This window comes from Staphylococcus sp. GDY8P94P (genome assembly GCF_017892255.1).
Lineage (GTDB): Bacteria > Bacillota > Bacilli > Staphylococcales > Staphylococcaceae > Staphylococcus > Staphylococcus cohnii.
Genome location: NZ_JAESKU010000008.1, coordinates 411,230 through 426,948 on the forward strand (window position 1 = coordinate 411,230; position 15,719 = coordinate 426,948).

Below are 15,719 nucleotides of genomic sequence, written 5' to 3' on the forward strand. Positions count from 1 at the left end.
TGAGACAATTCAATTTGTCTCAGCCTCTTTCAATATTTATTAGTTAGAGAAACCTAAGATGAAGTCAGCGCCTTTAGCTAATGCGTCCGCAATGCTAGTTCCCATTGTCACCCAGTCAGCACTTAAACCTGCTTTTACAGCTTCACTGATTGCGTTTACGAAATCAGACATTTAACACACCTCATTCCTCGATATATTATTTGTTAAAGGTTGATTACCTTTAACTAAATTATAATAAAAAATATTAATATTGTTGTAAATATTTCTTGGTTTGTAGTTTTTTATGCCTAAGTGTTATTACAATACTTAATTTTTACAATTAATGTTTCCTAGTTGTCATTCAGTGATAAAGTTTTATATTATTTTTATAACGACAGAAATGATGCGTCTGGGACATAAATCCTAGAAAAATAGCCCTCAGATGATTTAATTCAATTCATCTGAGGGCTTCTTTTTTATTCAATACTTCGTATTATTGGCTCGCTTTCTTAAGGGATAGCTTCAGTCTATAGTCTTCAGCTTGTCCTGTTACCTCAAGCGTCTCGCCAAAACACAACGTATTCAAATATCTTTATGACAAATGCCTTTCTAATCGCTGAACTTTATCTTGATCTAAAGCTTCGAATACTTCATTATCTACAATTACATCAACATGAGGGTGTTGATGTAATATAGATGCTGGTAATGCTTCAGATATATCCCCCTCTATTAATTGTGAAATGGCTTCTTTTTTATTTCTGCCCATCGCTAACAAAATAATACGTTTCGCACGCATAATGGATGCCAGTCCCATAGAAATTGCTTGCTTAGGAACTTCTTCTATTGAATCAAAATAACGACTATTTGCATTAATCGTTGAAGAAGATAAATCTACAACTCTTGTGACACTTTCAAACGACGAACCAGGCTCATTAAATCCTATATGTCCGTTTTCACCTATACCTAAAATTTGTATATCTGCAGGGCCTTTGTCTTTTAAATATTGTTCATACATTAAGCATTCTTGTTCTAAATTATCGGTATCTCCTTGTGGTATAAATATATTTTCTTTATGCCACGTTTGATGATATTTAAATAACTGTTGGTACATATATGCGTGATAACTTTGTTCATTGTCTGCGCTTAAACCCACATATTCATCCAAATTGAATGTCACTATTTGATCGATTTGCAAATTATTATTATTAATCAATGTTTTTAAATACTTGTAAACATCTGTCATAGTATTTCCTGTAGCAAGCCCCAATACTGAATCCGGTTTTAATTTCATTTGTTTTAACAGTTCAATCGCAACATATTGACTTGCAAGTTGCCGGTTCTCTAAATTTAAAATATACATAAACTCACCAATCACTTTCTACATATTACCTCTGTTTAATGATAAATTGAATATTTTATTAATTACACTTGCTCGCTTTCTAGCAATTCTTCTACTTCATTTTTTATCGTTGTAACATGTGGCCCATAAACAATTTGTACACCATTACCTTTCTGAATAATACCTCTAGCTTCGGTAGAATTAAGCACTTGTTTATTTACAGGTTCATCCGACTTTAACGTCACTCTTAGTCTTGTAGCACAACAATCGACAATATCTATATTTTCTTTACCGCCTAAACCTTTGATGATTGTTTTAGCACGTTCTGTCGTTTCAACGGTTTCTGTAGTTGCTTCCGCTTCTCTACCAGGTGTTTTAAAATTGAATTTTTTAATTAAAAAGCTAAAAATAACATAATATAAAATAAACCAAATTATGCCAATTGGTATCACCCATAAAAAATTCGTCTTAGCGTTACCTTGCAAAACGCCGAATAATAAAAAGTCTATAAATCCACCACTGAATGTTTGACCTATCGTAATATTAAATATGTCCGCCATCATAAAAGCTAAACCATCTAAAAATGCATGTATCACATATAAAACAGGTGCAACAAATAAAAAGCTGAACTCTAGCGGTTCTGTAATACCTGTTAAAAATGAAGTTAAAGCAGCCGATAACATTAAACCACCAACGACTTTTTTATGTTGCGGTTTAGCAGTATGATAAATTGCTAAAGCTGCACCACATAGGCCAAACATCATTGTAATAAATCGCCCTGACATATAACGCGAAACACCTGAATAGTATTTCGTTACGTCTGGGTCACCTAGTTGAGCAAAGAAAATATTTTGAGTACCTTGAACAAGGTGACCTTTGACTTCTAATGAGCCACCTAATGCAGTTTGCCAAAACGGTAAATAGAAAATATGATGTAAACCAAATGGTCCCAACAGTCTTAATATAAATCCAAAGAAAAAAGTACCAATGACACCCGTTTTATCTACGATACCTCCAACGCCAAATATCCATCCTTGCACTGTTGGCCAAACAAAGAACATGATAACCCCGAGTATGATTGCAGAGATTGCTGTAATAATTGGCACAAAACGAGATCCTCCAAAGAAACCTAAATACGACGGAAGTGATATCTTGTGATATTTATTATGTAAAAGCGCTGTCATAACACCTGTTATAATTCCCCCAAACACGCCCGTTTCTACTGTTTGAATTCCAAGAACCATACTTTGTCCTTCTTCTGCCAAATTGCCTTTTGCTAACGTATCTGTAATGATCAACAACCCATTCATCGAAGCGTTCATAATCAGGAATCCTAGCATTGCTGCTAATCCTGCAGTACCTTTATCACTTCTAGCTAATCCTATAGCAACACCTATAGCAAAAATTACTGGTAAATTTTGAAATACAATATTACCTGCAGATGACATAAGGACAAATATATTTTGTAATAAAGTAATATCCAACACAGGATATGCTTTAATTGTATTCGGATTACTTAATGCCCCACCGATTCCCAACAATAATCCAGCTGCTGGTAATATAGCGATAGGCAACATAAATGATTTACCAAATTGTTGCGCCTTTTCAAACAATTTACTCATAGTTATCACCCTCCTAATTACCATAAATATACAATCAAAGAAAATATTAATCAATATAAATTGCTATTATGAAAAACTTTTTCATAAAAATAGATAACTATTTTTATTTTAAATACAAAAAACCTCACAAAATCACTTTACTTTGTGAGGTTCTATATTTATTCAATTATGATATGACGCTAAAAAATATCTCCTAATGTTCCAGCCATAATTGCTTTGATTGAATGTAATCTATTTTCCGCTTGTTCAAATATAACAGCATGTTCACCTTTAAATACATCATCTGTTATCTCCATTTCAGTTAATCCATGGGTCTTATAAATTTGTTGTCCCACTTTTGTATGCACATCATGAAAAGCTGGCAAACAATGTAATACAATAACATCCGGATTCATTGTATTGACAAGCATAGCTTCATTAATTTGATATGGAAGTAATTTTTCAATACGCTGTGTTTGAACTGATTCATCTTCTCCCATTGAAAACCAAACATCTGTATATATTGCATCTGTTTTATAAACTGCTTGTTGAATATTATCCGTAATTAAAATATTACTATGAGATTGTATTGCATAACTTTTAGCTAGTTGCTGAATATCTTGATCAGGCTGTAGCGATTGAGGGGCTGCAATATGGATATTCATACCTAATATTGCACCGGTAACTAATAAATCATGCGCCACATTATTTCTTGCATCACCGACATAAGTCAGTGTCTTACCTTGTAATGTACCTAGGTGTTCTTTTAATGTATAAAAGTCTGCAATCATTTGAGTAGGATGCCATTCGTTTGTTAAACCATTCCATACTGGAACTTTGGCATGTTGCGCTATACTTTCTACATCTTTTTGATAAAAACCTCTAAATTCAATACCATCATACATACTACCTAATACTTTTGCTGTATCCTCTGTTGATTCTTTGACACCTAAGTGAATTTCACCTTGACCAAAATAATCTGGAAATGCACCTAAATCATTAGCTGCTACGCTAAATGCTGAACGTGTTCTTGTAGATGGTTTTTCAAATAATAAAGCAATATTCTTACCTTTAAGATAAGGGTGTGGGATACCACGCTTTTTCTTTTCTTTTAATTCTCCGGTAAAGTCAATCAATGTTACTAGTTCATCTGCAGTAAAGTCACTCGTTTTCAAAAAGCTCTTACCTTTTAACAATGCTAGTTTTTTTAAATCTGTTGTGTACGCCCCAATTTCATCACTCCAATATTTTTATAAGATTTATATACATATTAAACTTAAATAGAGTTATTTTCAAGTATAAATATACCTTTTTTTGTATATTTTTAAATATTTTATAAAATCAACAACATGTAAGCTACTTTAAAAACATATCTATATACAATCACGACCTCATTTGCAACGGTTAAGCAAGCAAATTTTCTGACAATAAACAGCGTGGCAATCATTTAACTAAGTTGTGCTTTCTTACACTATATTTTAATGATATATAGTAAATTAATGATGTAATCGCTAGCTCATTGGAGGTGAATATATATGTTAGATTTACTATTTGCCACTATTAAGCAAATTGCTGCTCATTTTGTTTCTGGTGGTTTCCAAGAAAAATAATTCCCTTTATCCCACATCATCTCAAAATCATTGCATAATCATCCTTTAAAAATGAATAAAAATAGGCATACAATATCAAAATCCATCATTTTGAAACTGTATGCCCGTTTTTTATTATTTACTAATTCCAAATTCATACTATTAGGTATATCATGCACCAAACCAAGTACTTACTTTTTCATAGCTTCTATATAGATGATTTACGCTATGATGCAAAATTTTTTGCTTTCCTACGTTCTCTTTCTTCTGGGGTTTTTAAAAAACGTGTCATGATTGCACTAGCAACATATAATCCAAAAATTAAGTACATCATGCCTTTCACACCAATACTGTCATAAAACAATGCCACTAATCCTGGTCCTGCAAATACACAAAGTCCAGCTCCTAAATTTAAAATTGCCATTGCAGGCCCTTTATCTCCATCATGAACTAATGAAGGAACAAGCGCAGAAATAGGGACAAAGCCTGCTAAACACATGCCCCATAAAAATCCTACAGCACCGACAATAAAGACATTACCTGTAAATAATTCAGGGACAAAATACAACCCTAACGTAAATATCGCGCATCCCACGCCACCAATATAGGAAATTGTATTTTTCCAGCCAATTTTATCACTCAACGCACCAAAAATTAGATTGAAAATAATATTAGCAATAAAAATTGTCCCCCAAATATTTAACCAAGTTGTAGTTGCAATACCTTTGGAAGCTAAATAAATCGGCAAGAATAATGGAAAAGCATACTGCGCTGCTTGGTTAATGACTCTAACAACACATGCCACTGCAACACGCGGTTCTCTTTTTAGTATCGTTATACCTGCAAGCACCTCACTAAAGTGTTCTTTAAAGCCGTGGCCTTTTTCTTCAATAATAAACTGATCTCTATTTACAAACACTGCTAAAAATGTTCCTATTAACACCCAAATGATCGCAGTCCATAATGTAAAGAAATGTCCAAATAACTGAATCGCAAATGAAGAATAAAATGATCCTAGAACACTAAGCCCTCCTGTAAACACAAACCAAAACCATCCTACTGCAGCGCCTAAACGTTTTTGCGGAGAACGATAAGCAACCCAAACCAAAAAAGAATAAGCAAATAACGGATAGCCAAAACCTCTTATTGCATAAGAAGGAATCATGATATTGTAGTTCATCGTTGGAATTGCCAAACCAACGAATATTGCATGACCTATGATATATAACCCAGTCCCTAACAGCATTACTTTTCTTGGACCAATAATTTCTACCAAGACACCTGATAACCAAGAACCAATGGCTATCGTCACACCATAGCACGTTGTCAAAATCGCTGTTTGTTGCACGGACAGACCATGATCATGTAAATAAGGACTAATCCATGCTAACTCCAGACCATCCCCCATCATAAATATTAATACACCAACATATCCCCAAAATAACGTTGGAGGCATGCCCATTTTAGTTAATTTATCACTCATATTACGCACCCCTTATAAATCAATCGTTAATATTAGAATTGATTTAAATATTTTCTTCCAGTTTTTGTGACTATTGTTTTGTAAACGCTTTCAAATATTATCATTATATTATTATATTTTTTCTAATAACGCAAATTTATTTTCGTTTATTTTCGTTTTAAGACATAAATGAATAAAATCAATAAATATAGGCTGTTAAAGTTAAAGAAAAAATATTTGCATAACACTTAATTTTTTAAAATTAAAAATATATTTTTTATACATGATTGAAAATTTATTTGTAAACGTTTACAATGAAAGTTATTTAAACATCATATGACTAGATGATTATTAAATTTTTATGAGGGAGTTTTATATAAAATGATGTTATTAGTTGCTTTCAGTGCAGTAATCGTACCTTTTTTATTTCTCGTACTCTTACGTATGTCTGCTTTAAAAGGAATGATTATTAGCGCTATCGTTGTTACAATTTTAGGGATATTTGTATGGGGGATGCAAGGTAATGTCGTTATTGCTTCAATACTTCAAGGTACACATAAAACATTAACGATACTTTACATTTTATTCGGGGCACTCGTTTTACTTAATACACTACGTCAGACAGGTGCTGTAAACCGTATAAATGCAGGATTCAAAAAAATTTCACCAGATATGCGTGTCCAAGTAATTATTGTCGCTTTCTTATTTGGTTCACTTATTGAAGGTGCTTCAGGTTTTGGTACACCAGCAATGGTTACGGCACCTTTAATGGTTGCTTTAGGTTTTAGACCTATGATTGCTGTTGTTACAGCTTTAATTGCCGACAGTATTGCCGTGTCTTTCGGAGCTGTAGGTACACCAGTTATTGTTGGGTTGAGTACTTTAAAAGAAGCAAATCAATCTTTTTTCCAGTCTACAGCTGAACAAATAACTGTATTAGATTTATTAAGTGGTATTTTCATACCTATTATCGTAATCGCTACAATGGTGATTTTCTTTGGAAAAAACAAGAAACTAAAATCTATTATTGAAATTTTACCGTGGCTAGCTTTAATAGGTATTGTATATGCCGTGTCTGCCTTTGTATATGCACATGTATTCGGTGCAGAATTTGTCGCTATATTAGGATCATTAACTGGACTTGTAGTAGCAGTCTTAACTGCAAGTAAAGGGTGGCTATTACCTAAAACAGTGTGGAGAGATGGCTCAGATGACACATACGAAGCAGATAGTACGGAACATTCTATGAGTTTACTAACTGCTTGGGCACCTTATGTAATGGTTGTTATCTTACTTCTATTAACGAGAACCGTGCCAAGTATTGAATACTTCACAACACGTGTCCTTGATTTTTCTTGGAATAATATTTTGAATTTCTCTGAAATATCATCTGAATGGCAATTTCTTTATTCACCTGGGACGATTTTATTATTATCTGCAGTTTTCGCAATTATAGTTCAAAGAAAATCTATTAAGGATTTTGGTAATGCAAGTTTAACGTCTCTATCCACAATAAAAATCACTGGTATTACACTTATTGCTACGCTCGCTATGGTGCATGTTTTTATTAACTCTGGTATGAATGCACATGATTTAATTAGTATGCCAGAATACATCGCCAAAAATATGGCCAACACTTTAGGTCCTATTTGGCTATTTGTCGCACCATTCTTAGGTGCTTTAGGTTCATTTATTACAGGTAGTGCAACTGTTTCAACGTTGACCTTCTCGCCTATTCAATTAAATATCGCCAACTCTATTGGTGGAGATCCATTTATTGTATTAGCTGCACAAATTATTGGCGCAGCTGCTGGTAATATGATTTGTGTACACAATGTAGTAGCAGTGTGTGCAGTGGTTGATATGCCAGGTAAAGAAGGTAGTGTCATAAGAAAAACATTAGGACCTGCACTTCTGTATTGTATTTTAGTTGGTATTAGCGCTTATATTATCTCATTATTATTCACTTAGTATAAGCAAGTCTGATATACAAACATCTTGAACTAACAAATCGGAGTGAAATTTTGAAATCAAATTGATTTAAAACCATTTTGTCATCCCACTCTGACAAAAAAGGCTGAGACAAGTTGAATTGTCTCAGCCTTTTCTTTTTATGAAATTTCATCAATCGCTATATTACTGAGTCTGAGGTATTAATTACATTATGTTTTACTGCAATATAAACCTTATAGTTAAAATGCAATCATTACTTTTGAAGATAATTTTGAATTTGCTGCTATTTTAAATGCTTCTTTATATTCTTCAATATTATATATTTGAGTCACAACATTTCCTATACTTTCATTTTTTTCTAATACTTTTAATGCATCCACTATTTCACTATTAAATCTATAACACCCTCGATACGTAGCTTGTTTAATATTAATAGGACTTAAATTTATCGGTGCATCCTGATCTTGTAAATTACCAACTTGGATAATAATCCCACCAATATCAACTGCTTTAAAAGCAGTTGATATCGCTGGTGTCGCGCCTGAACATTCTAATACAACATCAAATTGATCTTCAGGAACTTCATGCTCCGTTATATTTAATGTTTGGATATCTCCCATTTCTTTCGCACGTGATAATGGTTCTGCTAGCATATCTGTAATTGTGACACTGTCTGCACCTAATGTGTACGCAGCCCCTGCAGCAAGTAAACCAATCGGACCTGCCCCGGAAACTAGTACAGATTTATCTTTAACACCACCGGCTAGATTAATCGCATGCATGCCCACACTAAGCGGTTCCGCTAATGCACCTAACTTCAGTGATACGTTTTTGGGTAAGGCTATCACTTGTGATTGGTCTACTAACATTTTTTCAACCATTGCACCTTGTTTATGAGGTAAATATCTAGCTGAGCCTAAATATGAACCGTTTGGCCAAACTTCAGGATGATTAGACAATCTATCAATTTTCTCACCATATGTGGCCGGATGTACAGTGACTTCAGTTCCTTTGGGTAAAGTTGTACCTTGATATACCATATCTTCGAGTAATATACCACTGAGTTCGTGACCTGGTATTAATGGTTCACGTATTACTGCTGTTCCACTAGTACCATCTGCTAGATAATGTAAATCCGAACCACAAATACCTACATATTTCACTTCAATTAACACTTTAGATTTATCATTGTGACTTTGAATGGTTTCAACATCTTTTAGTTCGATATCTTCTTTGCCATTAATAAATACTGCTTTCATAATAAATAATACTCCTTTCACCTTATATAATCATATTTAATATTAATACAAATGCTAACCCACAAATGGAAATCGCTGTTTCTAGTACTGACCAAGTTAAAAATGTTTCTTTCACTGTTAACCCAAAATATTCTTTGAAAATCCAGAATCCTGTATCGTTAACATGTGAAAAGATAATACTTCCCGAACCAATTGCAAGTGTTACTAATGCTAAATTTGCATCTGTTGCTTGTAGCAGTGGTAGTACGATACCAGTCGTAGAGATGGCTGCTACTGTAGCTGAACCTTGTGCAATACGTAGTAAAGACGAAACAATCCAAGCTAATAATATTGGGGACATACTAGAACCAATAAACATATGCTCAATTGTCTTTCCAACACCGCCATCTATTAAAATTTCTTTAAATGAACCACCTGCACCTAAAATCAATATCATCATACCTATCGGAATAATTGCAGAAGAAGCACTATCCATAACTTGCTTCATTGTTCTTCTTCGGCGCATACCCATAGAATATATCGCGAATAATAGTGAGATTAACATTGCTACAGGTGCATTACCTATAAAATACACAACACTTTCAAATTGATTTGTAGCACCGTCTTGGTGTCCTGTAATCATTTGCACAATCGTTGAAAGCAACATTAATATTACGGGTAATAAAGCTGTGAAAACACTAATACCAAAACCCGGTTTATACTTTTCATTTATTGCAACTTCAGAAATAATATTTGACATGTCCACTTTTTTAGAAAAAGCACTTGGTGATAACTTAGGTAACATATGTACTAAAAAGCCGCCTACAATCACAACTGTAGGAATAGCAATAATAATTCCATATAATAATACTTCTCCTAAATTCGCATTCAATTCTTTAGCAATAACCACTGGTCCTGGATGTGGTGGTAAAAAACCATGTGTCACTGATAATGCGATTGCCATTGGGATTCCTATCTTCATATGTGATACGCCTAAACGCTTAGCAATTGTAAATGCTAATGGAATCAACAATACTAATCCTACTTCAAAAAACAATGCAATACCTATAATAAATGATGCTAAAATCATTGCCCATTTGATATATTTTTCCCCAAATTTATCAATAAGCGTGTCAGCAATACGATTCGCACCGCCACCATCAGCAATAAGCTTTCCTAAAATGGCACCTAAACCAAATATAATAGCAACACTACCTAAAGTGTTACCCATCCCTTTCTCTACTGTTTCAATAATGTTATCTAGTGGCATTCCCAAAATAATACCTGTAAAAATAGATGTCACGATTAAAGAAATAAATGCATTTATTTTAAATTGAATAATTAAAAATAAAAGTAAAAGAACACCTAATACAACACCTATTAGTGGCCAAAATTCCCCAAACACTAAAACACTCCCCTTCTTTATTGACAATTTATAAGCAATTCAACTTGAATTTCTATGTTTATTCCATATTATGGAATAGTATATTGCATTAAGGAATTAACTTATATTATAATTACATTATGAAAGCGTTGTCAATAAAATAAGAAAACGTTGTTATTTTTAGGAGGAAAATTATGTCAAATGTTCAATCGCTTGATCGTTCACTAAATCTATTAGAATTAATCTCAAAACATAGTCCAATATCATTAAATCAACTCGTGTCTTTGAGTGGCCTATCCAAGACAACGATACATCGCTTGGTACAATCTTTAATCGAAAATGACTATGTTAAGAAAGACCATTTAACACACCAATACGAACTCACCTATAAGTTATTTCAACTCGGATATGCTAGTATACAAAATATTGATTATTTAAATATCGCTAAAAGTTTAATAAGTAAACTTGCAATTGATGTTGGAGAAACTTGTCATTTAGTGTTAGAGGATAAAGATGAAGTTTTATATGTTGAAAAATTCATACCTAACGAAGCTCAACAATCTATGTCTTCGAAGATCGGGTTACGCTCACCTATGTATTGTACAGCAGTTGGCAAAGCGATTTTATCGACTTATAACGATGACACTATACATAAAATATGGCAAACAACAACAGTCAAAGCATACACGGAAAATACCATCATACATTTCGATAATCTAATGGATGAAATAAATATAATACGTCAACAAGGCTATGCTGAAGATAAAGAAGAAAATGAAAAAGGAATATTTTGTATTGGCGCTTATTTTGTGAATTTTAGAAATGAAGTTCAAGGTGCCATAAGTTTATCTTTTCCAACATCCCAATTAGATAAAAAAGAATTTTTTGTAAAACAATTAAAAGCAACTGCGCATTCTATTTCCAAACACTTAGGCTTTATTGTTACTTAAAGCGTATTATTTCATATAAAATTCTTATTATTATCATATTGATTATTATTTTGATAAAGTACAAGTAAATTATTTCTTATATTTATATGTTAAACATGAGGATTGGGTGGGGTTCGTTTATGAAAATTGAAAACATTAAATTATTCACTTCAGAGTTTGAAGAGACATTCCAATTTTATGAAGAAATTTTAGAATGTCCTGTTCGTATGATTAGTCGGGAAGCTTTTACAGTTGAAATTGGAGAGACTCATTTGTGTTTTCAACAAACAGACGATGATGTCCAACCATTTTACCACTTTGCAATTGACATTCCATACAACCATTTTTATGACATGAAACAGCATTATCAAAATATATTATTTCTATTGATGGAAGATGGTAAACATACGACTTATTTCGAATCTTTTGTTGCACATTCATTTTACTTTCAAGATCCATCAGGGAATGTCGTTGAACTCATTGCACGCATTTCTAATATTACGGATGACCCTGAATTTTCAAGAATTAGTGAGATTGGGTTCGTTTGTAATGAAACGACGGAAGTCTTTGAAGCATTATCAAAATATCATTTAAATACATATGAAAATCAAACATTTTTACCAGATGATTTAAATTTTATCGGCGATCATTATGATGACAGTTTTATTTTACTGACGCCGGAAGATAATAAATGGTTATTCTCTGATCAATTTTCTGAAGCCCATCCCATGTGCATTCAAACAAATGAATTTAAGTTAACCTTAGATAACCAAGCTCAGTGGCATATAAATGAACTATAAAAAATAATAAGCACACAATATCAATTTACAAGTTTTGATACTGTGTGCTTATTTTTTATTACTGTTATATTATGGTTGATAATACGTTTATCGTAACTTTTAATATAATCCGTATCCCAAATACATTTATTCTTTAACTTGTGATTTGTCGCTGACAAATTTCTTTAAAGTTTTATTTAAGCCATCCTTCGCTTCTTGATCATAACCATAGCTACCATCTTCGTTTTGTGTGATGTGCTTATCTAATATAAATCTACCTTTATGAATTGTATCCGCACCTAGTTCTTTAATCACTGGATCAAGACTGTATTGGATTGCCAATACATGCGCAAATGTGCCACCTAAAGCTAATGGTAGTACTGTTTTACCAGTAAATGCTCCACGTGGTAATAAGTCTAAGTATGTTTTTACGATACCTGAGTAAGCTGCTTTAAATACTGGAGATACTATAATAATACCATCTGCATCTTCTATCGTTTTATGCGTAGTATTTATTGATTCATTAGAGAAATCTGCAGTAATTAAAGCCTCAGCATCTAATTGATGTACATGGATGACATTTGTTTCGATGCCCTCAGCATTCAAATATGATTCCGCATAATCTATAATACCTGTGAGTCTTGATTTAAGTTTATTGCCTCCAGCAATAATTGCTACTTTTGCCAATATGATTATCCCCTTTCTATATAAATTTTTCATATATATAACTGTCATTTTCATTCTTAACTAATTTAAAAAATATATGAAAAAATAAAATAATTTGGAACCAAATTCCACTTCTTTAGCGTATCATCAAATACGGGCAAAATCATAGGAAATGATTTGAAATATTACAATAATTATTTTGCATTCCTTTCGTTTTATATTCGATAATGCATTCATTAATGCCACAATAAATGTATACATTTAATTTATAATATTGATTATGCATTTCCTTGGAAATAATGATGTTTTATTCAAAGGTATATGTTGCATTACCTAAACCCATTTATAAATTACTGCTTCTACCATTGCTTCACAAATTGTTATGACATTTAACTTTCTAATTGATGTATTACTTATATTTCTAACACATACTTAATTTTCAATATCACACGTCGAAATGTGTAATCATACAAGTACAGTTTATTTTGTGTTCATTATTAAAGATTTTACAATATAAATAATTTTGTTATATTCTTTTTTAAAAAATCGTTTCGCTTTAAAAATCATTTTTTCTAGATGTATACTTAATTTAGTCATACAAAGGAGTGATACACAATGAGTACATTTTCTAATAAAGAAAAAGTACAAATCCTATCAGATATTGTTGCAATTGAAACAGTAAATGATAACGAGATTGAAGTTTGTAATTATTTAGAGCAATTATTTTCGAATTATGGGATTGAATCAAAAATCCAAAAAATTGATGAACGACGTGCTAATCTTATTGCTGAAATAGGTGAAGGAAATCCAGTAATTGGTATCTCAGGTCACATGGACGTGGTTTCTGCGGGTAATAAATCTCAATGGACATACGATCCGTTTTCACTTACTGAGGATGATGGATTTTTATATGGCCGTGGTGCAGCAGATATGAAATCTGGACTTGCTGCGTTAGCAATTGCACTTATTGATATTAAACAATCTCAAGCACTGCAACATGGTCGTATTAGATTTTTAGCAACTAGTGGTGAAGAAATGGAACAACTTGGTTCCCAAACTTTATATGAACATGGTTATATGGACGACGTTGATGCATTACTTATAGCAGAACCTTGCCAAGATATCATGGTATACGCACATAAAGGTTCTATGGATTATCGTATAACTTCCTATGGTAAATCAGCGCACAGCTCTATGCCGGTAATGGGCATAAATGCGATAAAACCATTGATCTCATTTATACAAGATATCGATGACGCTTATGCTAGAATTTCCAAAGAAGTACAGGGAAAAGCATTAGATTTCACAAAATTTATTGATAGAATTAAACCTTCATTGCCTGCAACAACAGCGCTTGAAGATGTAGAATCTGCACTGCAAGGTTTAGTTATAAGTAATACATTAATTAAAGGTGGGGTACAAGTTAACTCTGTCCCTGAAGAGGCTGATGCAGATTTTAATATTCGTACAATTCCAGAATATGATAACGCACAAGTAAAAGCATTATTCTCAAACACAATTAAAAGTCATAATGATAAAGGGGCAAATTTATCAAGCAACTTATATTTAGACCTAGATCCAGTACTTACTACTGGTGATAATAGCTTAATTAATACTGCTCAGACTATAGCTAAACCTCTATTTAATAAGGACTTTATTGCCTCTCCAATCGGTGGCGTTACAGATGCTTCAAACTTATTAAAAAATAAAGATGAAAGTTTCCCATTCTTAGTATTTGGCCCTGGTATTAAACCACATCAAATTGATGAATGTGTAGAAAAAGATATGTATTTAAAATTCATTGATTTTTACAGTGAACTTTTAACAACTTATTCTAAAAATCTCTAGTTTTGATTTAATTAAATCATCTTTAGCTATATAAAAAAGCTCAGAACATAGTAAATGTCTGGGCTTTTTTATATATAATAGGACACGAGATGACAGATCTGTAAACTTACTTTTAAAACTTCATCCTTGTCTGAGTGGGACAAAAGCTTCACTTTTAAAAAATTGTGTATATGCCACTCATGGTAAATATTATTTACGGATTGTAGTGCCTACATTATGGCCATGTTGCAGTTTTTGAATAATATGTGCTTCATTCCCTGCAGCAATAACCACTTTTTGGCATCCCATTTCTATTGCTTTTACAGCGTCTTGTACTTTAGGTATCATTCCACCATATATTAATTTTTGTTCAATATATGTTTCGATGTTTTTCGCATTCAGTGACGGTTGTACTTTTTCGTTGATTAAAACGCCCGGAATATCGCTCAATAAATAAATTGGTGCCTGTAAAGCTTGCGCAAGTTTGTACGCCAATGTATCGGCGTTAACATTATAAACTTGAGACGTCGTCTGATTAGCACCTATAGATGCGATGACTGGTAGAAAAGATTGAGTTAACGTTGCGATAACACTTGTATCTATATGAATAGGTTCGCCAACAAAACCATATTTTAGATCTAATGGTTTAATATCAAATAATTGAGCATCTATGCCATTCATACCAATACTTTGAACACCAAATTGATTGATTTTATTGACTAAACTAGGATTCACTTGTCCAATTAATGTTTGAGTCGTAACAGAAAGCACATCGTCAGTAGTAACTCTCAAACCATCTTTAAATTTTGATTCTACTTTTTGTAATTCTAAAGATTGATTTATAAAAGGGCCTCCTCCATGGACGATTATCGGATTATAACCTTGATTTTTTAATGCAACAATATCTTCAATTGTAGAATCATGCATATCCGTCAAAGTGCTTCCACCTATTTTAATTACAATGTAATCCATA

At 32.6% G+C, this 15,719-nt stretch carries 13 protein-coding genes; 4 read left to right on the plus strand and 9 right to left on the minus strand.

What is annotated here, in order from left to right; translation table 11 throughout:
* Positions 1–39 precede the first annotated feature (39 nt).
* The 5 genes from KA926_RS06375 to KA926_RS06395 all read right to left on the minus strand — a co-directional run bounded on the left by KA926_RS06375 (position 40) and on the right by KA926_RS06395 (position 5,991).
* Complete coding sequence (locus KA926_RS06375) at positions 40–171, minus strand: beta-class phenol-soluble modulin (RefSeq protein WP_210143845.1); 132 nt, start codon at positions 169–171, stop codon at positions 40–42.
* Positions 172–571: 400 nt separating this feature from the next.
* Complete coding sequence (gene nagB / locus KA926_RS06380) at positions 572–1,339, minus strand: glucosamine-6-phosphate deaminase (protein ID WP_210143847.1); 768 nt, start codon at positions 1,337–1,339, stop codon at positions 572–574.
* A 62-nt stretch (positions 1,340–1,401) separates the two neighbouring features.
* Positions 1,402–2,940 (minus strand): PTS transporter subunit EIIC, encoded by a 1,539-nt coding sequence (locus KA926_RS06385; protein ID WP_210143849.1) that lies wholly within the window; start codon positions 2,938–2,940, stop codon positions 1,402–1,404.
* 179 nt (positions 2,941–3,119) lie between these two features.
* Complete coding sequence (gene argF / locus KA926_RS06390; protein ID WP_210144075.1) at positions 3,120–4,151, minus strand: ornithine carbamoyltransferase; 1,032 nt, start codon at positions 4,149–4,151, stop codon at positions 3,120–3,122.
* Between the two features lie 583 nt (positions 4,152–4,734).
* Positions 4,735–5,991, minus strand: a complete 1,257-nt coding sequence (locus KA926_RS06395) for an MFS transporter (RefSeq protein ID WP_210143850.1) — start codon at positions 5,989–5,991, stop codon at positions 4,735–4,737.
* Positions 5,992–6,351: 360 nt separating this feature from the next.
* Here KA926_RS06395 and KA926_RS06400 point away from each other — a divergent pair, with 360 nt between their 5' ends.
* Positions 6,352–7,941: an L-lactate permease gene (locus KA926_RS06400; RefSeq protein WP_210143851.1), complete on the plus strand. Its 1,590-nt coding sequence runs from the start codon at positions 6,352–6,354 to the stop codon at positions 7,939–7,941.
* A gap of 221 nt (positions 7,942–8,162) precedes the next feature.
* Here the strand turns inward: KA926_RS06400 and KA926_RS06405 are convergent, their stop codons facing one another.
* Positions 8,163–9,182: a zinc-binding dehydrogenase gene (locus KA926_RS06405; protein ID WP_210143852.1), complete on the minus strand. Its 1,020-nt coding sequence runs from the start codon at positions 9,180–9,182 to the stop codon at positions 8,163–8,165.
* 22 nt (positions 9,183–9,204) lie between these two features.
* Positions 9,205–10,566 (minus strand): gluconate:H+ symporter, encoded by a 1,362-nt coding sequence (locus KA926_RS06410; protein WP_210143853.1) that lies wholly within the window; start codon positions 10,564–10,566, stop codon positions 9,205–9,207.
* A 173-nt stretch (positions 10,567–10,739) separates the two neighbouring features.
* Here KA926_RS06410 and KA926_RS06415 point away from each other — a divergent pair, with 173 nt between their 5' ends.
* Together KA926_RS06415 and KA926_RS06420 are read left to right on the plus strand one after the other, a co-directional pair.
* Positions 10,740–11,495, plus strand: a complete 756-nt coding sequence (locus tag KA926_RS06415; RefSeq protein ID WP_210143855.1) for an IclR family transcriptional regulator — start codon at positions 10,740–10,742, stop codon at positions 11,493–11,495.
* Between the two features lie 119 nt (positions 11,496–11,614).
* Positions 11,615–12,274, plus strand: a complete 660-nt coding sequence (locus tag KA926_RS06420; RefSeq protein ID WP_210143857.1) for a hypothetical protein — start codon at positions 11,615–11,617, stop codon at positions 12,272–12,274.
* 126 nt (positions 12,275–12,400) lie between these two features.
* Here KA926_RS06420 and ssuE read toward each other — a convergent pair whose 3' ends face one another.
* Entirely contained in the window at positions 12,401–12,940 is a 540-nt protein-coding gene (gene ssuE, locus KA926_RS06425; RefSeq protein ID WP_019469028.1) for an NADPH-dependent FMN reductase, read from the minus strand.
* A 594-nt stretch (positions 12,941–13,534) separates the two neighbouring features.
* Between ssuE and KA926_RS06430 the strand changes: the two genes are divergently transcribed.
* Positions 13,535–14,767: an ArgE/DapE family deacylase gene (locus tag KA926_RS06430; RefSeq protein WP_210143859.1), complete on the plus strand. Its 1,233-nt coding sequence runs from the start codon at positions 13,535–13,537 to the stop codon at positions 14,765–14,767.
* 189 nt (positions 14,768–14,956) lie between these two features.
* Here KA926_RS06430 and argB read toward each other — a convergent pair whose 3' ends face one another.
* Positions 14,957–15,718 carry an acetylglutamate kinase gene (argB, locus tag KA926_RS06435; protein WP_210143861.1) on the minus strand — a complete coding sequence of 254 codons (762 nt, stop codon included), beginning with the start codon at positions 15,716–15,718 and terminating at the stop codon, positions 14,957–14,959.
* Position 15,719: the final 1 nt, after the last annotated feature.

Bases quoted from the DNA above. Each gene is read 5' to 3' on its own strand.
- KA926_RS06430 (WP_210143859.1), top strand. From the start codon at position 13,535: ATGAGTACATTTTCTAATAAAGAAAAAGTACAAATCCTATCAGATATT.
- KA926_RS06405 (WP_210143852.1), bottom strand. From the start codon at position 9,182: ATGAAAGCAGTATTTATTAATGGCAAAGAAGATATCGAACTAAAAGAT.
- KA926_RS06385 (WP_210143849.1), bottom strand. From the start codon at position 2,940: ATGAGTAAATTGTTTGAAAAGGCGCAACAATTTGGTAAATCATTTATG.
- KA926_RS06415 (WP_210143855.1), top strand. From the start codon at position 10,740: ATGTCAAATGTTCAATCGCTTGATCGTTCACTAAATCTATTAGAATTA.
- KA926_RS06420 (WP_210143857.1), top strand. From the start codon at position 11,615: ATGAAAATTGAAAACATTAAATTATTCACTTCAGAGTTTGAAGAGACA.
- KA926_RS06375 (WP_210143845.1), bottom strand. From the start codon at position 171: ATGTCTGATTTCGTAAACGCAATCAGTGAAGCTGTAAAAGCAGGTTTA.
- KA926_RS06395 (WP_210143850.1), bottom strand. From the start codon at position 5,991: ATGAGTGATAAATTAACTAAAATGGGCATGCCTCCAACGTTATTTTGG.
- KA926_RS06400 (WP_210143851.1), top strand. From the start codon at position 6,352: ATGATGTTATTAGTTGCTTTCAGTGCAGTAATCGTACCTTTTTTATTT.
- nagB (WP_210143847.1), bottom strand. From the start codon at position 1,339: ATGTATATTTTAAATTTAGAGAACCGGCAACTTGCAAGTCAATATGTT.
- argB (WP_210143861.1), bottom strand. From the start codon at position 15,718: ATGGATTACATTGTAATTAAAATAGGTGGAAGCACTTTGACGGATATG.